Annotated in this window: 17 protein-coding genes and 1 rRNA gene; 16 read left to right on the forward strand and 2 right to left on the reverse strand. The window is 50.1% G+C overall.

The window, feature by feature from the left end:
- Positions 1-5: 5 nt before the first annotated feature.
- The 9 genes from accC (at position 6) to OGY18_RS14915 (ending at position 7,750) form a co-directional block, all read left to right on the forward strand.
- Positions 6-1,355, forward strand: a complete 1,350-nt coding sequence (gene accC, locus OGY18_RS14875; protein WP_003828838.1) for an acetyl-CoA carboxylase biotin carboxylase subunit — start codon at positions 6-8, stop codon at positions 1,353-1,355.
- 107 nt (positions 1,356-1,462) lie between these two features.
- A complete protein-coding gene (locus tag OGY18_RS14880; RefSeq protein ID WP_016154721.1) occupies positions 1,463-1,705 on the forward strand; it encodes a YhdT family protein in 243 nt (80 codons plus the stop codon).
- Positions 1,695-3,146 carry a sodium/pantothenate symporter gene (gene panF / locus OGY18_RS14885; protein WP_148361415.1) on the forward strand — a complete coding sequence of 484 codons (1,452 nt, stop codon included), beginning with the start codon at positions 1,695-1,697 and terminating at the stop codon, positions 3,144-3,146. The genes OGY18_RS14880 and panF overlap by 11 nt, the downstream gene beginning before the upstream one ends.
- A gap of 11 nt (positions 3,147-3,157) precedes the next feature.
- The gene (gene prmA / locus OGY18_RS14890) at positions 3,158-4,039 is read left to right on the forward strand and encodes a 50S ribosomal protein L11 methyltransferase (protein WP_003025221.1); all 882 of its coding nucleotides are present in this window, start codon (positions 3,158-3,160) and stop codon (positions 4,037-4,039) included.
- Positions 4,040-4,209: 170 nt separating this feature from the next.
- Positions 4,210-4,944 (forward strand): carbonic anhydrase, encoded by a 735-nt coding sequence (locus OGY18_RS14895; RefSeq protein WP_226804259.1) that lies wholly within the window; start codon positions 4,210-4,212, stop codon positions 4,942-4,944.
- Between the two features lie 298 nt (positions 4,945-5,242).
- On the forward strand, positions 5,243-6,208 hold the full coding sequence (dusB, locus tag OGY18_RS14900; protein ID WP_286553481.1) for a tRNA dihydrouridine synthase DusB: 966 nt from the start codon (positions 5,243-5,245) through the stop codon (positions 6,206-6,208).
- Between the two features lie 25 nt (positions 6,209-6,233).
- Entirely contained in the window at positions 6,234-6,530 is a 297-nt protein-coding gene (fis, locus tag OGY18_RS14905) for a DNA-binding transcriptional regulator Fis (protein WP_000462905.1), read from the forward strand.
- 88 nt (positions 6,531-6,618) lie between these two features.
- Positions 6,619-7,503 (forward strand): adenine-specific DNA-methyltransferase, encoded by an 885-nt coding sequence (gene yhdJ / locus OGY18_RS14910; RefSeq protein WP_008785971.1) that lies wholly within the window; start codon positions 6,619-6,621, stop codon positions 7,501-7,503.
- 82 nt (positions 7,504-7,585) lie between these two features.
- On the forward strand, positions 7,586-7,750 hold the full coding sequence (locus tag OGY18_RS14915; protein ID WP_003025279.1) for a DUF2556 family protein: 165 nt from the start codon (positions 7,586-7,588) through the stop codon (positions 7,748-7,750).
- A gap of 46 nt (positions 7,751-7,796) precedes the next feature.
- Here OGY18_RS14915 and envR read toward each other — a convergent pair whose 3' ends face one another.
- Positions 7,797-8,453, reverse strand: coding sequence for an acrEF/envCD operon transcriptional regulator (gene envR / locus OGY18_RS14920; protein WP_048225757.1), 657 nt, complete (start codon positions 8,451-8,453; stop codon positions 7,797-7,799).
- Between the two features lie 412 nt (positions 8,454-8,865).
- Here envR and OGY18_RS14925 point away from each other — a divergent pair, with 412 nt between their 5' ends.
- The 7 genes from OGY18_RS14925 (at position 8,866) to OGY18_RS14955 (ending at position 18,259) form a co-directional block, all read left to right on the forward strand.
- On the forward strand, positions 8,866-10,026 hold the full coding sequence (locus OGY18_RS14925; protein ID WP_286553483.1) for an efflux RND transporter periplasmic adaptor subunit: 1,161 nt from the start codon (positions 8,866-8,868) through the stop codon (positions 10,024-10,026).
- Positions 10,027-10,037: 11 nt separating this feature from the next.
- Positions 10,038-13,151, forward strand: a complete 3,114-nt coding sequence (locus OGY18_RS14930) for an efflux RND transporter permease subunit (RefSeq protein WP_286553484.1) — start codon at positions 10,038-10,040, stop codon at positions 13,149-13,151.
- Between the two features lie 270 nt (positions 13,152-13,421).
- Positions 13,422-13,643 (forward strand): lipoprotein, encoded by a 222-nt coding sequence (locus OGY18_RS14935; RefSeq protein WP_003025292.1) that lies wholly within the window; start codon positions 13,422-13,424, stop codon positions 13,641-13,643.
- Positions 13,644-14,103: 460 nt separating this feature from the next.
- Positions 14,104-15,129, forward strand: coding sequence for an amino acid ABC transporter substrate-binding protein (locus OGY18_RS14940; protein WP_286548217.1), 1,026 nt, complete (start codon positions 14,104-14,106; stop codon positions 15,127-15,129).
- Positions 15,130-15,198: 69 nt separating this feature from the next.
- Complete coding sequence (locus OGY18_RS14945; RefSeq protein ID WP_148361412.1) at positions 15,199-16,380, forward strand: amino acid ABC transporter permease; 1,182 nt, start codon at positions 15,199-15,201, stop codon at positions 16,378-16,380.
- A gap of 9 nt (positions 16,381-16,389) precedes the next feature.
- Positions 16,390-17,493, forward strand: a complete 1,104-nt coding sequence (locus tag OGY18_RS14950) for an amino acid ABC transporter permease (RefSeq protein WP_126319745.1) — start codon at positions 16,390-16,392, stop codon at positions 17,491-17,493.
- A 7-nt stretch (positions 17,494-17,500) separates the two neighbouring features.
- Positions 17,501-18,259 (forward strand): amino acid ABC transporter ATP-binding protein, encoded by a 759-nt coding sequence (locus OGY18_RS14955; RefSeq protein ID WP_126317321.1) that lies wholly within the window; start codon positions 17,501-17,503, stop codon positions 18,257-18,259.
- 87 nt (positions 18,260-18,346) lie between these two features.
- Here OGY18_RS14955 and rrf read toward each other — a convergent pair.
- Positions 18,347-18,428, reverse strand: a 5S ribosomal RNA gene (gene rrf / locus OGY18_RS27560); the annotation flags it as partial.

The raw sequence follows: 18,428 nt of genomic DNA on the forward strand, positions 1-18,428 counted from the left end.
CGAACATGTTGGATAAAATTGTTATCGCCAACCGCGGCGAGATTGCCCTGCGTATTCTTCGTGCCTGTAAAGAACTGGGCATCAAGACTGTCGCTGTGCATTCAAGTGCGGATCGCGATTTAAAACACGTATTGCTGGCGGATGAGACGGTCTGTATCGGCCCGGCTCCGTCCGTAAAAAGCTATCTGAACATCCCGGCTATCATCAGCGCCGCTGAAATCACCGGCGCGGTGGCAATTCACCCGGGCTATGGCTTCCTCTCTGAGAACGCCAACTTTGCTGAGCAGGTAGAGCGTTCTGGCTTTATCTTCATCGGCCCGAAAGCCGACACCATCCGCCTGATGGGCGACAAAGTGTCTGCAATCACCGCGATGAAGAAAGCGGGCGTACCGACAGTCCCAGGCTCTGACGGCCCGCTGGGCGATGACATGGACGCTAACCGCGCTCATGCTAAACGCATCGGCTACCCGGTTATCATCAAAGCCTCCGGCGGCGGCGGCGGTCGCGGTATGCGCGTCGTGCGCAGCGATGCCGAACTGGCACAATCCATCTCCATGACCAAAGCGGAAGCGAAAGCCGCTTTCAATAACGATATGGTCTACATGGAGAAATACCTGGAAAACCCACGCCACATTGAAATTCAGGTGCTGGCTGACGGTCAGGGTAACGCGATTTATCTGGCAGAACGTGACTGCTCCATGCAGCGTCGTCACCAGAAAGTTGTCGAAGAAGCACCAGCGCCGGGCATTACCCCGGAACTGCGTCGCTACATCGGCGAGCGTTGCGCCAAAGCCTGTGTTGATATCGGCTATCGCGGGGCGGGTACTTTCGAGTTCCTGTTCGAAAACGGCGAGTTCTACTTCATTGAGATGAACACCCGTATTCAGGTTGAACACCCGGTAACCGAAATGATCACCGGCGTTGACCTGATCAAAGAGCAGCTGCGCATCGCAGCGGGCCAACCGCTGTCCATCAAGCAGGACGAAGTTGTGGTTAAAGGCCATGCGGTTGAATGCCGTATCAACGCCGAAGACCCGAACACCTTCCTGCCAAGCCCGGGTAAAATCACGCGTTTCCACGCGCCGGGTGGCTTTGGTGTGCGTTGGGAGTCCCATATTTACGCAGGCTACACCGTACCTCCGTACTATGACTCAATGATCGGTAAGCTGATCTGCTATGGCGAAAACCGCGACGTAGCGATCGCCCGTATGAAAAACGCATTGCAGGAACTGATCATCGACGGTATCAAAACCAACGTTGATCTACAGATCCGCATCATGAATGACGAGCATTTCCAGCACGGTGGAACCAATATCCACTATCTGGAGAAAAAACTCGGACTTCAGGAAAAGTAAGCGTGCGTTAACCGAAAAGGCCGGAAATTCCGGCCTTTTGTTTTTCTCCCCTCCCGCACGTGCCATAAGGTACAATCCCCGCTTTCTTTATCCACAAGGGACAAAAAATGGACGCTCGTTTTGTTCAGGCCCATAAAGAGGCGCGCTGGGCGCTGTGGCTAACCCTTTTATATCTGGCCACATGGTTAGTGGCCGCTTACTTACCTGATTCAACGCTGGGTTTTACCGGCTTACCGCACTGGTTCGAAATGGCCTGCCTGTTAACGCCGCTGGTTTTTATCGTGCTGTGCTGGGCGATGGTAAAGTTTATCTATCGCGACATTCCGTTGGAGGATGACGATGCAGCTTGAAGTTATTTTACCGCTGGTCGCCTATCTTCTGGTGGTATTCGGTCTCTCAGTTTATGCCATGCGTAAGAGAGTTACCGGTACCTTCCTGAATGAATATTTCCTTGGCAGCCGCTCCATGGGCGGGGTCGTGTTAGCGATGACGCTAACGGCAACCTACATTAGCGCCAGCTCGTTTATTGGCGGTCCTGGTGCCGCTTACAAATACGGACTGGGATGGGTGCTGCTGGCGATGATCCAGTTGCCTGCCGTCTGGCTGTCGCTGGGTATTCTCGGCAAGAAGTTCGCGATTCTGGCACGCCGTTATAATGCTGTTACCCTCAACGATATGCTATTTGCGCGCTACCAGAGCCGCCTGCTGGTATGGCTGGCAAGCCTCAGCCTGTTGGTCGCGTTTGTCGGGGCAATGACCGTACAGTTTATTGGCGGCGCACGTTTGCTGGAAACCGCAGCGGGTATCCCCTACGAAACCGGTCTGCTGATTTTTGGCGTCAGTATTGCATTGTATACGGCGTTCGGCGGATTTCGCGCCAGTGTACTGAACGACACCATGCAGGGCATGGTGATGCTGATTGGTACTATCGTTTTGCTGGTCGGCGTCGTTCATGCTGCCGGTGGCCTTAGCAATGCGGTGGTAACCCTGCAGGCTATCGACCCTAAACTGGTCTCGCCGCAGGGCGCTGATGACATTTTGTCACCCACGTTTATGACCTCATTCTGGGTGTTAGTATGCTTCGGCGTGATTGGCCTGCCGCATACGGCGGTACGCTGCATCTCTTATAAAGACAGTAAAGCGGTACACCGCGGCATTATCATCGGCACCATCGTAGTGGCGATCCTGATGTTTGGTATGCATCTGGCGGGTGCCCTGGGACGGGCGGTAATCCCTGACCTGACGGTACCGGATCTGGTTATCCCTACGCTGATGGTCAAAGTCCTGCCGCCGGTCGCTGCCGGGATTTTCCTCGCCGCGCCCATGGCCGCGATCATGTCGACGATCAATGCCCAATTGCTGCAAAGTTCCGCTACGATCATTAAGGATCTGTACCTGAACCTTCGCCCGGAACAGCTGGAAAACGAAACCCGGCTGAAGCGCATGTCGGCAGTGATTACCCTGCTGCTGGGCGCGTTACTGCTGCTGGCCGCCTGGAAACCGCCAGAGATGATTATCTGGTTGAATCTGCTGGCGTTTGGCGGGCTGGAAGCCGTTTTCCTGTGGCCGCTGGTGCTGGGCCTCTACTGGGAGCGGGCAAACGCGTCAGGCGCATTGAGCGCGATGATCGTCGGCGGCGTGCTTTATGCTCTACTCGCCACCTTTAACGTTCAGTTCCTGGGCTTCCACCCAATCGTGCCCTCGTTACTGATAAGCTTGCTGGCTTTCCTGATAGGCAACCGTTTCGGTTCCGCCGTCCCGCAAGCCGCCATATTGACTACTGATAAATAAAGAGTTTTGCCATGCCATGGATCCAACTGAAACTGAACACGACCGGTGCCAACGCTGAAGAGTTGAGCGATGCGCTGATGGAAGCGGGCTCCGTTTCCATTACTTTCCAGGATACGCATGATACGCCGGTGTTTGAACCTCTGCCGGGCGAGACTCGCCTGTGGGGTGATACCGACGTTATCGGCTTGTTCGATGCAGAAACCGACATGAAAGAAGTGGTTGCCATCCTGGAACAGCATCCGCTGCTGGGTGAAGGCTTCGCGCATAAAATCGAACAGCTCGAAGACAAAGACTGGGAACGCGAATGGATGGATAACTTCCACCCGATGCGCTTTGGTGAACGTCTGTGGATTTGCCCAAGCTGGCGCGATGTCCCGGATGAGAATGCTGTCAACGTGATGCTGGACCCGGGTCTGGCATTTGGCACAGGCACGCACCCCACTACCTCTCTGTGCCTGCAATGGCTGGACGGTCTTGATCTTAACGGTAAAACGGTTATCGACTTTGGCTGCGGCTCCGGCATTCTTGCCATTGCGGCACTGAAGCTGGGTGCGGCGAAAGCCATTGGCGTGGATATCGACCCGCAGGCGATTCAGGCCAGCCGTGATAACGCCCAGCGTAATGGTGTTTCTGAGCGTCTGGAGCTTTATCTGCCGAAAGACCAGCCAGAGGCGATGAAAGCCGACGTGGTGGTCGCCAACATCCTTGCTGGCCCATTACGTGAACTGGCTCCGTTAATCAGCGTACTGCCCGTTGAGGGCGGTTTGCTTGGGCTTTCTGGTATTCTTGCCAGCCAGGCGGAAAGCGTCTGTGAAGCCTATGCCGATCTCTTTACGCTCGATCCGGTTATCGAGAAAGAAGAGTGGTGTCGTATTACCGGCCAGAAAAAATAATCCCTTCCGGCGTGGTTATCTGACCACGCCATTTTCAGACAATTGACCAGCATACCGACACTTTCCTCAGCGATATAATAATCAATTGATTTTGTTATTTTTTATATTGAGTTTCGTTGAGTAAACGTATGCGTTTCAACTGTTTTACAACAACTTTGCTGGCAGCATGCATGATGCCACTGACCACGCTGGCCGTACCATGGGGATATACCGAAGAAAACGGCCCCGCACGATGGGGAGAAATCAGCAAAGCGTATGCAACGTGCCAGACAGGCATAAACCAATCCCCCATAGACATCCAGACCACCACAACCAGTAAACTCGGTCTCCCCGCGCTAAACATGCAGTACGTCGATGGCCCAACTAGATTTCGGAGCATTAACCATACGTTGCAAGCAACGATGAGTAGTTACGCATCTAATTCTATTGAAATTGATGAAACGCTTTATTATTTAAAACAATTTGATTTTCACGCCCCGAGTGAACATACCCTCAACGGTAAAACCTATCCGCTGGAGATGCAGTTGCTCCACAAAAATCAATCCGGAGACATTGCTATTGTGGCGGTTATGTTTGACGTGGGTGAACAGAACCAGGCGATTCAAAATTTGTGGGAGTCCTTTCCAACCATGGAGGACAGCAGCATGGACATCTTCTCGCCGGTCGATATCCACCAGCTTTTACCCGATAATAAAACCTACTGGCGCTACCGTGGTTCGTTAACAACGCCTCCCTGCACCGAAGGCGTCACCTGGTCTGTCCTGAAAACGCCTGTTGCTCTTTCTGCCGAACAGTTGGATAAATTTCACTACATTGTTGGGCCAGCAAACAATCGCCCGCTGCAGCCGTTGAATGAACGCAAGATTACGGACAGCTATTCTGGGGATACCGAGATCCTGTACTAAAATGAGGTAGCGATCACACAATGACGAGGTAATTTGCCGATTAATTCAGCAGAATATCTTGTCAGTACCGTCTGCAGCTAAAGAAAAAATGAGAAGTTACGCAAAATTATATGTGTATATAAAATCGACACATTTTTATAATGCGATGATTTATATGATTAAATATTTTCATACGTTCACATTTACGGCAATTCATTGATCCACCTCAGTGGATTGGTCAAAGTTTGGCCTTTCATCTCGTGCGAAAAATGCGTAATATACGCCGCCTTGCAGTCACAGTATGGTCATTTCTTAACTCATGCGCATCGGACAATACCAGCTCAGAAATCGCCTGATCGCAGCACCTATGGCTGGCATCACTGACAGACCATTCAGGACGCTGTGCTATGAGATGGGAGCAGGATTGACAGTATCCGAGATGATGTCTTCTAACCCGCAGGTTTGGGAAAGTGACAAGTCTCGTTTACGGATGGTGCACGTTGATGAGCCAGGAATTCGCACGGTGCAAATTGCCGGTAGTGACCCTGTTGAGATGGCCGATGCCGCACATATTAACGTGGAAAGCGGCGCCCAAATTATTGATATCAATATGGGGTGTCCGGCTAAAAAAGTGAATCGCAAGCTCGCAGGTTCAGCCCTCTTGCAGTACCCGGATTTAGTGAAATCAATACTAACCGAGGTCGTCAATGCAGTGGACGTTCCTGTCACACTCAAGATTCGCACCGGCTGGGCTCCGGAACACCGTAACTGCGTAGAGATTGCCCAACTGGCTGAAGACTGTGGCATTCAGGCTCTGACCATTCATGGACGCACCCGCGCCTGTTTGTTCAATGGAGATGCTGAGTACGACAGTATTCGGGCAGTTAAGCAGAAAGTTTCCATTCCGATTATCGCGAATGGCGACATTACTGACCCGCATAAAGCCAGAGCTGTACTCGACTATACGGGGGCGGATGCCCTGATGATAGGACGTGCAGCTCAGGGAAGACCCTGGATCTTTCGGGAAATCCAGCATTATCTGGACACTGGGGAGCTGCTGCCCCCGCTGCCTCTGGCAGAGGTGAAGCGCTTGCTTTGTGCGCACGTTCGGGAACTGCACGACTTTTATGGTCAGGCAAAAGGGTACCGAATTGCGCGTAAACACGTATCCTGGTATCTCCAGGAACACGCTCCGGATGACCAGTTTCGGCGCACATTCAACGCCATTGAAGATTCCAGCGAACAGCTGGCGGCGTTGGAGGCATACTTCGAAAATTTTGCGTAAACAGAAATAAAGAGCTGACAGAACTATGTTCGAACAACGCGTAAATTCTGACGTACTGACCGTTTCTACCGTTAACTCTCAGGACCAGGTAACTCAAAAGCCCCTGCGTGACTCGGTTAAACAGGCACTGAAGAACTATTTTGCTCAATTGAATGGTCAGGATGTTAACGATCTCTATGAGCTGGTACTGGCTGAAGTAGAACAGCCCCTGTTGGACATGGTGATGCAATACACCCGCGGTAACCAGACCCGTGCTGCCCTGATGATGGGCATCAACCGTGGTACGCTGCGTAAAAAACTGAAAAAATACGGCATGAACTGATACTAATCAGTTAAATGTTTGTTTTAAAAGGCGCTACTCGGCATGGGGAAGCGCCTTTTTTATTGACGTCACACGGGAGGCTTTGGCGATGAACGCGAGATGTGAACCTGTCTATTTTGGCGATGAATCTAAAAAGATAATCCTGGGTGACGCGCTAACTGAACTGAAAAAACTGCCGTCTGAAAGTGTCGAACTCATTTTTGCTGACCCTCCTTATAACATCGGGAAAGACTTTGACGGGATGGTGGAATCCTGGGACGAAGAGGCCTTTCTGGCGTGGTTGTTTGAGTGCATCGACGAGTGCCATCGCATCCTCAAACCACACGGCACCATGTACATCATGAACAGTACGGAGAACATGCCGTACATCGACCTCAAATGCCGCCCGCTTTTTACCATCAAGAGTCGTATCGTGTGGTCATACGATAGCTCAGGGGTACAAGCCAAAAATTACTTTGGTTCGATGTATGAACCGATCCTGATGATGGTAAAAGATCAGAAAAACTACACATTTAATCGTGACGATATTCTGGTTGAAGCCAAAACTGGCGCTAAACGCGCGCTAATAGACTACAGAAAAAACCCGCCGCAGCCATACAATCAGAAAAAAGTGCCGGGCAATGTCTGGGAGTTCCCACGCGTACGCTATCTGATGGACGAATACGAAAACCACCCCACCCAGAAACCCAAAGCCCTCCTGGAGCGTATAATTCTGGCGTCCTCGAACCCAGATGACAAGGTACTCGATCCGTTCGCCGGCAGCTTCACCACCGGTGCTACCGCCGTGGAATTGGGTCGCAAATTTGTCGGGATTGAGATCAATACTGAATACGTAAAAATGGGGCTCAGAAGACTGAGTATCGGTTCTCATTTTTCAGAAATTGAGCTTGCCAAGGTGAAAAAACGTAAGACAAAAAACCTGTCTAAAAAGAGTCGATTGACGGCAAAGAGTGGCGATCTTTCAACAAAGTAAAGGCATTGTAAGTCTGCTTTTCAGCTTAAAAATTTCGTGTATATTCCCTGCACGCTTGGGCATGAATACACAGGGTTTAGGAATGATTCGCAAGTATTGGTGGCTGGTTGTTTTTGCGGTCTTCGTTTTTCTTTTTGATGCGCTGCTCATCCAGTGGATAGAGCTGATGACAACAGAGCACGACAAGTGCCGGAATATGAACTCAGTGAATCCCCTTAAGCTGGTCAACTGCGTCGACCTCGAATAGCACCTCAGGTAATGCTTCGACAGCCGTCAGCCTCTGGCGGTAAAAACTATCCGACCTGGTTTTCACTCTGCATTAATTGCATGACGCTACCGTCTGGGCTTAACATTTTTAGTACATTATCAACTAATACTGGAGCTTGCCCATATAGATCATAACTCACTGGATTCATTAACCAGTTTTTTATAATTCCGCTAAAACTACCGTGCAGAATAATGATGATGACATCTAAATCAAGAGTGGTGGCAATCAGATTGTCATCTACACACTTTTGCAGGGAATCACGAATGCTTTGATGACTGATACCTATTTTATCGCGAATAGCCTGCTCAGATATCATATCGTTATGAAATTCACACTTATGATATAAAATCTGCATTAATGCCTGCTGACGAGGGTTCTCTGCAATATATTGTAACCCCACCACAAACTTTTCTCGCAATCGCTGTAAAGGGTTATCACCCCAACGACCAATTAGCTTGTCCTGAATCAGATCGCGTAAAGGTGGTTGTTGTAACCATAGCTCATTAAACAGTTGAGTTTTATTTTCGAAATGCCAATAGAGCGCGCCACGCGTCACGCTGGCGGCATCCGCAATGTCGTTTAGCGTCGTATTGCTTACGCCACGTGCGGCAAACTGTACAATTGCTGTTTCTATCAGGTGCTGCCGCGTTTTGAGGGCATCAGCTTTCGTTTTTCTGGCCATGGTCCCGACTGTCTGAGGTAGAGTAGAGAATGATTAATTTTCTTATCTAATATTTGCGATACGGAACAAATGTATCACTTAGCATTTATTTAAACGAGTTCTAAAAAATATTATTACGGACTTCGCACACGAATAAACAAAATGAATACCAACAACAAATATATTCATAAACCAAATGCTTATTTCAATTTGTGTTTATGCGAATCATAGTATTGCTATTAACACCACAATGAAACAGCTGTCGATTAATCTTTTTTTGCTTTTACGTGCCGTGTATCGCGCCCATAAATAAGTATTGCTTACATCGCAAGCTAATAATTTGTAGGATAGCCAACTATTATTTTTCTTGTGCGCGTTATCGCCCCTGCGTTACCCGGTTAATAACGAGCGTTCGGTTTTTTAAGGAATAGAAATGACGAAAAATGCCAGGTTTTCACTCCTGCCCTCATTCATCATCGTCTCCGCAGCATTACTCGCCGGTTGTAACGATCAGGGAGAAACACAAGCTCATCCCACAGAACCGCAGGTGACTGTCCATGTCGTCGAAAAGGCTCCTTTAGCCGTAACGACCGAATTACCCGGGCGCACAACGGCATTCCAAATTGCAGAAGTTCGTCCCCAGGTCAGCGGGATAGTGCTTAAACGGAATTTCACTGAGGGAAGCGATATTGAATCCGGACAGTCACTTTATCAGATCGATCCCGCGACTTATCAGGCTGACTATGACAGCGCCAAAGGTGAACTGGCGAAGAGTGAAGCGGCTGCTGCAATCGCGCATTTAACGGTAAAACGCTATGTGCCGTTGGTTGGCACCAAGTACATCAGCCAGCAAGAGTACGATCAGGCAATTGCTGATGCCCGTCAGGCCGATGCCTCCGTGATCGCGGCAAAAGCGGCGGTCGAAAGCGCGCGTATCAATCTGGCCTACACCAAAGTGACATCGCCAATTAGCGGACGCATCGGTAAATCTAACGTCACCGAAGGTGCATTAGTCACGAATGGCCAGGCTACAGAGCTTGCTACCGTTCAACAGCTCGATCCCATTTACGTCGACGTGACACAGTCCAGTAACGACTTTATGCGCCTCAAACAGTCCGTTGAACAAGGGAGCCTGCATAAAGACAGCGCCAGCAGTACTGTCGAACTGGTAATGGAAAATGGTCAGTCATACCCGCTAAAAGGCTCTTTGCAGTTTTCCGATGTGACGGTTGATGAAAGCACCGGCTCAATCACCCTCAGAGCCGTGTTCCCTAACCCACAGCACACGCTGTTGCCGGGCATGTTTGTGCGCGCACGCATTGATGAAGGCGTCCAGCCGAATGCCATTCTCGTTCCGCAGCAGGGGGTAACGCGTACGCCTCGCGGCGATGCCACCGTAATGGTCGTTAACGACAAGAGTCAGGTTGAGTCTCGCGCAGTCGTTGCCGCACAAGCTATTGGTGACAAGTGGCTCATTAGCGAAGGCCTGCAACCGGGTGACAAAGTTATCGTGAGCGGCTTACAGAAAGCACGTCCAGGCGTTCAGGTTAAAGCAACCGCCGATACCGAAACCCCTGCCACGAAAGCCCAATAAGGTAACCGGACATGGCTAACTTTTTTATCAGGCGTCCTATCTTTGCCTGGGTATTGGCTATCATTCTGATGATGGCGGGTGCTCTGGCAATCATGCAACTGCCCGTGGCACAGTACCCGACCATTGCGCCTCCTGCGGTCGCTATTTCTGCCACCTACCCTGGTGCGGATGCACAGACGGTTCAGGATACAGTCACACAGGTTATCGAACAGAATATGAATGGTATCGATAACCTGATGTATATGTCCTCCACCAGCGACTCGGCCGGGAGTGTGACTATTACGCTGACTTTCCAGTCCGGTACCGATCCCGATATCGCGCAAGTGCAGGTGCAAAATAAACTGCAGCTCGCCACTCCGCTACTGCCGCAAGAAGTTCAGCAGCAAGGGATCAGCGTCGAGAAATCCAGCAGCAGCTTTTTGATGGTCGCGGGGTTTGTTTCTGACAACCCACAAACCACACAGGATGACATTTCCGATTACGTCGCCTCGAACGTTAAAGACTCAATCAGCCGTCTGAATGGCGTGGGTGACGTGCAGCTGTTTGGTGCACAGTACGCCATGCGCATCTGGCTGGATGCAAACTTATTGAATAAATATCAGCTCACGCCGGTTGATGTGATCAATCAGTTGAAGGTACAGAACGATCAGATTGCCGCAGGTCAGTTAGGGGGGACGCCTGCATTACCTAACCAGCAGCTGAACGCTTCTATCATTGCGCAAACGCGACTGAAAGACCCTGAAGAGTTCGGCAAAGTGACTTTACGCGTGAACAGCGATGGTTCGGTTGTTCACCTGAAAGACGTCGCGCGTATCGAGTTGGGCGGGGAAAACTACAACGTCGTGGCGCGTATTAACGGTAAGCCTGCATCCGGCCTTGGGATCAAGCTGGCAACCGGGGCAAACGCGCTGGATACCGCGAACGCTATTAAAGCCAAGCTGGTTGAACTGCAACCATTCTTCCCGCAGGGAATGAAGGTGGTCTACCCGTACGACACGACGCCATTTGTGACCATCTCCATTCATGAAGTGGTAAAAACGCTGTTTGAAGCGATCGTGCTGGTGTTCCTGGTCATGTATTTGTTCCTGCAAAACATCCGGGCAACGCTCATTCCGACCATCGCCGTACCTGTCGTATTGTTGGGCACATTTGCCGTGCTTGCTGCGTTTGGCTACTCAATAAACACCCTGACGATGTTCGGCATGGTACTCGCCATCGGCCTATTGGTCGATGATGCGATAGTGGTGGTGGAAAACGTAGAACGCGTGATGATGGAAGATAATCTGCCGCCCAAAGAGGCGACGGAAAAATCCATGTCACAAATACAGGGGGCATTGGTTGGTATTGCCATGGTGCTTTCTGCGGTATTTATCCCGATGGCCTTCTTTGGCGGTTCAACCGGGGCTATCTATCGGCAGTTTTCCATCACCATCGTTTCCGCCATGGCGCTTTCAGTACTGGTCGCGCTGATCCTGACTCCCGCACTTTGTGCAACGCTGCTGAAGCCAGTATCAGCTGAACATCACGAGAAAAGAAGCGGTTTCTTTGGCTGGTTCAATGCCAAATTCGATCACAGCGTCAATCACTACACCAAAAGCGTCAGCGGTATTGTGCGTAAAACCGGGCGTTATCTGGTCGTCTACCTGATAATCGTCATCGGAATGGCGGTTCTGTTTATGCGCCTGCCGACCTCCTTCCTGCCAGAGGAGGATCAGGGTGTGTTTATGACAATGATTCAACTTCCGGCAGGCGCTACGCAAGAGCGCACCCAGAAAGTACTGGATCAGGTTACTCAGTACTACCTGACCAATGAGAAAGCTAACGTCGAAAGCGTCTTCACGGTTAACGGTTTTAGCTTCAGCGGTCAGGGGCAAAACTCAGGTCTGGCATTCGTTAGCCTCAAGCCCTGGGATGAACGTAGCGGCGAGGAAAATAGTGTTGAAGCGGTCATTGCACGCGCCACACGCGCGTTCAGCCAGATCCGCGATGGGTTGGTCTTCCCCTTCAATATGCCCGCTATTGTTGAATTGGGTACCGCAACCGGCTTCGATTTCGAGCTGATCGATCAGGGCGGTCTGGGGCATACGGCGTTGACGCAAGCGCGTAACCAACTGCTGGGGATGGTGGCTAAACACCCCGATCTGTTGGTTCGCGTTCGTCCTAACGGACTGGAAGATACTCCGCAGTTTAAGCTGGATGTTGATCAGGAGAAAGCACAGGCGCTGGGGGTATCGTTGTCGGATATCAACGAAACTATCTCCGCATCACTGGGCGGCTATTACGTTAACGACTTTATTGACCGTGGCCGCGTGAAGAAAGTTTACGTCCAGGGAGATGCAAAATACCGCATGCTGCCAGCGGACATCAATAATCTGTATATCCGCAGCGCCAATGGCGAAATGGTTCCGTTCTCTGCGTTCAGTGCATCACATTGGATTTATGGTTCACCGCGACTGGAACGTTACAACGGTATGCCATCCATGGAAATACTGGGCGAAGCAGCACCAGGGCGAAGCACTGGTGAAGCAATGGCGCTGATGGAAAGTCTGGCGGAAAAACTGCCAAACGGTATTGGTCATGACTGGACGGGGATGTCCTATCAGGAAAGGCTGTCGGGTAACCAGGCGCCTGCGCTGTATGCCATCTCGCTAATCGTTGTCTTCCTTTGCCTTGCCGCATTGTATGAAAGCTGGTCTATTCCTTTCTCGGTGATGCTGGTTGTACCGCTCGGTGTTGTGGGCGCATTGTTAGCAGCATCACTGCGTGGGATGAATAACGACGTGTATTTCCAGGTTGGCTTACTAACCACTATCGGCCTCTCGGCTAAGAACGCTATCCTGATCGTCGAATTTGCCAAAGACCTGATGGATAAAGAAGGCAAGGGGTTGATTGAAGCGACGCTGGAGGCATCGCGTATGCGTCTTCGTCCTATCCTGATGACATCCCTGGCCTTTATTCTGGGGGTTATGCCTCTGGTTATCAGTCACGGAGCAGGTAGTGGTGCGCAGAATGCGGTCGGTACAGGTGTTATGGGAGGAATGCTGACCGCAACATTGTTGGCTATCTTCTTCGTCCCCGTCTTCTTTGTTGTCGTAAGACGGCGTTTTAGTCGGCACAACGATTAATTTGTAAAATAAAGGCGTCTACGGACGCCTTTTTCACCTACGATGCTCCTCTTTATTTATTAGTAAGATAGCCATTTATTTCATTTAAACTATCCCTCTAAACTCGCCTGCGACCTTTCTTTTTATCCATTATTTTTACAATCCACATGAATTGAGATTATTCCTCATGTCAGTCCTTTTTTAAGAAGTGGTAAAATAATCACCGAGTTCGCAGATGGCTTAGCGTTTGTCTTTGCTTAATTAGCGAAACGCTTATTTTGAGGTAACACCATGAAAAGATTAATATCCGTTGCATTGCTTACCGCATTCCTGGCTGGCTGTGCACACGATTCTCCTTGCGTACCTGTATACGACGATCAGGGGCGCCTGGTTCATACCAATACCTGTATGAAAGGCACTACCCAGGATAACTGGGAAACAGCCGGAGCCATCGCCGGTGGTGCTGCAGCCGTTGCCGGACTGACACTTGGGATTGTCGCTCTGACCAAATAAATCATCTCAAAAGCGCGGTTATTACCGCGCTTTTAGCAATAAGCATAAAATCTACATATAAGACAAAACGTTGCTTAATAGTGCCTGGCATATAATAAAATTATTATAGAGTTCCCTCACACATCCACGATTTGAAATTAGCATTTTTTCTGTTTTTCGTAACACCACAATTTCTTTTCATTATTCTCACGCCATTAATATTAACGCCAGAAATCGTTATCACGCGTCCTGTCTGATTTTTAAATTTTTTGCGCCGAAATGTGGCTTACGTTTCAATTTTGCACCACTTCAGGGCGCTGCATTTATTTTTTCCTGTCTACACTCTGCATATTGCGTCGAATAATCAGGCGCAAAAAACTGGCACTACCTTTGCTTAAAAGTGTATGGCCAAAGCCACAGACAGGTAAAAGACGTTTTCAGAACGTTTCCATAACAATAATTCCTCCACACAGGATGCTCTATGAAAAAGATGATAATCGCCAGCCTGGCTGCGGCCGGTGTGCTGCTTGCTGTTGCAAATCAGGCACATGCCGGCGCAACACTTGATGCCGTAAAGAAAAAAGGGTTTGTGCAATGTGGGATCAGCGACGGCTTGCCTGGCTTTTCTTACGCCGATGCAAGTGGCAAGTTCTCGGGTATTGATGTTGATGTATGTCGTGGCGTTGCCTCCGCCGTATTTGGCGATGATAGCAAAGTAAAATATACCCCGCTCACCGCCAAGGAACGCTTTACCGCATTACAGTCTGGTGAAGTCGATCTGCTCTCTCGTAATACCACGTGGACCTCTTCTCGTGATGCCGGTATGGGCATGTCCTTCACTGGCGTAACGTATTACGACGGCATTGGTTTTCTTACCCACAATAAAGCAGGCCTGAAGAGCGCTAAAGAGCTGGATGGCGCAACGGTCTGTATTCAGGCGGGAACCGATACCGAACTGAACGTGGCCGACTACTTTAAAGCCAACAATATGAAGTACACCCCCGTCACTTTTGACCGCTCGGATGAATCAGCCAAAGCTCTGGAATCTGGACGTTGCGACACGCTGGCTTCCGACCAGTCTCAGCTGTATGCCCTACGCATCAAGCTGAGCAATCCTGCGGAGTGGATCGTCCTGCCAGAAGTTATTTCTAAAGAACCGCTGGGACCTGTCGTACGTCGTGGGGACGATGAGTGGTTCTCCATTGTTCGCTGGACGCTGTTCGCCATGCTGAATGCGGAAGAAATGGGTGTTAACTCGAAAAACGTCGATGAAAAAGCGGCTAATCCAGCAACACCGGATATGGCACACCTTTTGGGTAAAGAAGGTGATTATGGCAAGGATCTGAAGCTTGATAACAAATGGGCCTACAACATTATCAAGCAGGTTGGTAACTATTCGGAGATCTTTGAACGTAACGTTGGATCGGAAAGTCCGCTGAAGATCAAACGTGGACAGAACAACCTCTGGAATAACGGTGGCATTCAATATGCGCCACCGGTGCGCTAATGCGTAGTGATGTAACGGGCGCCGCAACTGCGGCGCTCAGCCCAGAGTCATAGTTACTGAGGTTTTCTTATGTTCCATCGCCGCTCAACCGTAAAAGGATCGTTATCCTTTTCTAACCCTGCGGTCCGCGCCTGGTTATTTCAAATACTCGCCGTCATTGTGGTTATCAGCATTGCGGTCTATCTCATTCATAACACGATAAATAACCTGAACAATAGCGGTATTACCTCGGGGTTTTCTTTTCTCGATCGCAGCGCCGGATTTGGTATTGTCCAGCATCTGATTGATTACGAGCAAGGCGATACGTATGGTCGTGTCTTTGTGGTCGGCCTGCTCAATACGCTGTTAGTTTCTGCATTGTGTATTGTTTTCGCATCAATTCTCGGTTTCTTTCTCGGACTGGCACGCCTGTCAGATAACTGGTTATTGAGAAAACTCTCGACGATCTACATCGAAACGTTCCGCAATATACCGCCGCTGCTGCAGATCTTCTTCTGGTATTTCGCCGTATTACGTAACCTGCCCGGCCCACGCCAGGCTGTTAACGCACTGGATTTGATGTTCCTGAGTAACCGGGGGCTCTATATTCCGGCCCCGCAAATGGGAGAAGGTTTTTTTGCCTTTTGCACCGCTGTCGTTATCGCTATCGTCGTCACCATCGGGCTATTTCGCTTCAACAGAATGCATCAGACCAAAACCGGTCAGCTACGTCGGACCTGGCCAACGGCTCTGGCGTTGATCGTACTTTTACCGGTGATTTCACAGTGGATGTTTGGCGCTGCGCTTCACTGGGATATTCCCGCGCTCCGTGGTTTTAACTTCAGTGGCGGTATGGTGCTTATTCCTGAACTGGCGGCACTAACTCTGGCGCTTTCGGTATATACCTCGGCATTTATTGCAGAAATTATTAGGGCAGGCATTCAGGCCGTTCCTTACGGCCAACATGAAGCCGCACGCTCGCTGGGTCTACCAAATCCGGTGACGCTACGCCAGGTAATCATCCCACAGGCGCTACGCGTCATCATTCCCCCACTGACCAGCCAGTACCTGAATATCGTCAAGAACTCTTCTCTTGCAGCCGCCATTGGCTACCCGGACATGGTTTCACTGTTTGCCGGCACGGTACTCAATCAAACAGGGCAAGCCATTGAAACGATCGCCATCACCATGTCGGTATACCTGATCATCAGTCTAAGTATTTCTTTGCTGATGAATATTTATAACCGCCGTATTGCACTGATTGAGCGCTAAGGAGCCATGATGACAAAAGCACTGCTGTCTCACCCCTCGCGCCAGCGCAGCAATCCGGCAAGCCGCAGTCTACTCTGGGTGCGTAAAAACCTGTTCTCCAGTTGGTCAAATAGCCTGCTCACCCTGCTATGCGTATGGCTGATTTGGTCATTTCTTCCACCACTGTTGAACTGGGTATTTTTTCAGGCCAACTGGGTCGGCTCTACCCGGGCAGACTGCACCAAAGCGGGAGCCTGCTGGGTGTTCATTCATGAACGCTTCGGGCAATTCATGTATGGGCTTTATCCCCACGATCAGCGTTGGCGCGTAAATCTGGCCCTGATGATTGGTCTGGTTTCTATTGTTCCGATGTTCTGGAAAACCATTCCTCACCGTGGCCGCTATATCGCCATCTGGGCAGTCATTTATCCGATTGTCGTCTGGTGGCTGATGTACGGTGGTTTTTTCGGGCTTGAACGCGTAGAAACGCGGCAGTGGGGCGGATTAACACTGACGCTTATTATTGCATCCGTGGGGATTGCAGGCGCGCTTCCATGGGGCATTTTACTGGCGTTGGGACGTCGTTCCCATATGCCAGTCGTGCGGGTTTTATCCGTCATTTTCATTGAGTTCTGGCGCGGTGTACCGCTGATTACCGTTCTGTTTATGTCCTCGGTCATGCTTCCTCTGTTTATGTCCGAAGGAACCAGTATCGACAAGCTTATCCGGGCGCTGGTCGGCGTTATTCTTTTCCAGTCGGCCTATGTCGCAGAAGTGGTTCGCGGAGGGTTACAGGCCCTACCAAAAGGTCAGTATGAAGCCGCAGAATCACTGGCGCTAGGTTACTGGAAAACTCAGGGGCTGGTCATTCTTCCGCAAGCCCTCAAGCTGGTTATCCCTGGCCTGGTTAACACGATTATCGCTCTGTTCAAGGATACCAGCCTGGTCATCATCATCGGTCTGTTTGATCTCTTCAGTAGCGTACAGCAGGCAACTGTGGACCCTGCGTGGCTGGGTATGTCGACGGAAGGATATGTTTTTGCCGCACTGATCTACTGGATCTTCTGTTTCAGCATGTCGCGTTACAGCCAGCATCTGGAAAAACGTTTTAACACCGGGCGTACACCGCACTGAGGAATTTATGAGCCAATTATTAATGCCGTCTACCGACTCGATGATTACACTGGAAAACGTCAACAAATGGTACGGACAGTTTCATGTCCTGAAAAACATCAACCTAAAGGTAAAACAGGGAGAGCGCATCGTATTATGCGGGCCTTCCGGTTCGGGTAAATCGACAACTATCCGCTGTATTAACCATCTTGAAGAACATCAGCAAGGACGCATTGTGGTGGATGGGATTGAACTCAATGAAGACATCCGCAATATTGAGCGCGTCCGACAAGAAGTCGGCATGGTCTTTCAGCACTTTAATCTCTTTCCTCATTTAACTGTCTTGCAAAACTGCACACTGGCGCCTATCTGGGTGCAAAAGATGCCGAAAAAAGAGGCTGAAGTACTGGCAATGCACTACCTTGAGCGGGTCCGCATTGCCGAACATGCGCATAAATATCCCGGGCAAATCTCTGGTGGACAACAACAGCGCGTGGCCATTGCACGCTCGCTGTGTATGAAACCCAAAATCATGTTATTTGATGAACCCACATCAGCGTTGGATCCTGAAATGGTAAAAGAAGTGCTGGATACCATGATAGGTCTGGCGCAATCGGGTATGACCATGCTATGTGTAACCCATGAAATGGGCTTTGCCCGCACAGTAGCTGACCGGGTGATCTTTATGGATCTTGGCGAGATTGTGGAACAGGCACCACCGGATGAGTTTTTTGCTCACCCCAAATCGGAACGCACTCGCGCGTTTTTATCGCAGGTTATTCATTAAATATATATGCCGGATACAGTTCCGGCTGATTTTCGCGTATAAATGCAAAAAGGCCATCCGAAAGGATGGCCTTTTCACTTATTTGATGTCTGGCAGTTCCCTACTCTCGCATGGGGAGACCCCACACTACCATCGGCGCTACGGCGTTTCACTTCTGAGTTCGGCATGG

The organism is Citrobacter sp. Cpo142 (assembly GCF_030332425.1).
GTDB lineage: Bacteria > Pseudomonadota > Gammaproteobacteria > Enterobacterales > Enterobacteriaceae > Citrobacter > Citrobacter portucalensis.

Excerpts from the sequence above, each read along its gene's own strand:
- accC (WP_003828838.1), top strand. The coding sequence starts at position 6 with ATGTTGGATAAAATTGTTATCGCCAACCGCGGCGAGATTGCCCTGCGT.
- OGY18_RS14880 (WP_016154721.1), top strand. The coding sequence starts at position 1,463 with ATGGACGCTCGTTTTGTTCAGGCCCATAAAGAGGCGCGCTGGGCGCTG.
- panF (WP_148361415.1), top strand. The coding sequence starts at position 1,695 with ATGCAGCTTGAAGTTATTTTACCGCTGGTCGCCTATCTTCTGGTGGTA.
- prmA (WP_003025221.1), top strand. The coding sequence starts at position 3,158 with ATGCCATGGATCCAACTGAAACTGAACACGACCGGTGCCAACGCTGAA.
- OGY18_RS14895 (WP_226804259.1), top strand. The coding sequence starts at position 4,210 with ATGATGCCACTGACCACGCTGGCCGTACCATGGGGATATACCGAAGAA.
- dusB (WP_286553481.1), top strand. The coding sequence starts at position 5,243 with ATGCGCATCGGACAATACCAGCTCAGAAATCGCCTGATCGCAGCACCT.
- fis (WP_000462905.1), top strand. The coding sequence starts at position 6,234 with ATGTTCGAACAACGCGTAAATTCTGACGTACTGACCGTTTCTACCGTT.
- yhdJ (WP_008785971.1), top strand. The coding sequence starts at position 6,619 with ATGAACGCGAGATGTGAACCTGTCTATTTTGGCGATGAATCTAAAAAG.
- OGY18_RS14915 (WP_003025279.1), top strand. The coding sequence starts at position 7,586 with ATGATTCGCAAGTATTGGTGGCTGGTTGTTTTTGCGGTCTTCGTTTTT.
- envR (WP_048225757.1), bottom strand. The coding sequence starts at position 8,453 with ATGGCCAGAAAAACGAAAGCTGATGCCCTCAAAACGCGGCAGCACCTG.
- OGY18_RS14925 (WP_286553483.1), top strand. The coding sequence starts at position 8,866 with ATGACGAAAAATGCCAGGTTTTCACTCCTGCCCTCATTCATCATCGTC.
- OGY18_RS14930 (WP_286553484.1), top strand. The coding sequence starts at position 10,038 with ATGGCTAACTTTTTTATCAGGCGTCCTATCTTTGCCTGGGTATTGGCT.
- OGY18_RS14935 (WP_003025292.1), top strand. The coding sequence starts at position 13,422 with ATGAAAAGATTAATATCCGTTGCATTGCTTACCGCATTCCTGGCTGGC.
- OGY18_RS14940 (WP_286548217.1), top strand. The coding sequence starts at position 14,104 with ATGAAAAAGATGATAATCGCCAGCCTGGCTGCGGCCGGTGTGCTGCTT.
- OGY18_RS14945 (WP_148361412.1), top strand. The coding sequence starts at position 15,199 with ATGTTCCATCGCCGCTCAACCGTAAAAGGATCGTTATCCTTTTCTAAC.
- OGY18_RS14950 (WP_126319745.1), top strand. The coding sequence starts at position 16,390 with ATGACAAAAGCACTGCTGTCTCACCCCTCGCGCCAGCGCAGCAATCCG.
- OGY18_RS14955 (WP_126317321.1), top strand. The coding sequence starts at position 17,501 with ATGAGCCAATTATTAATGCCGTCTACCGACTCGATGATTACACTGGAA.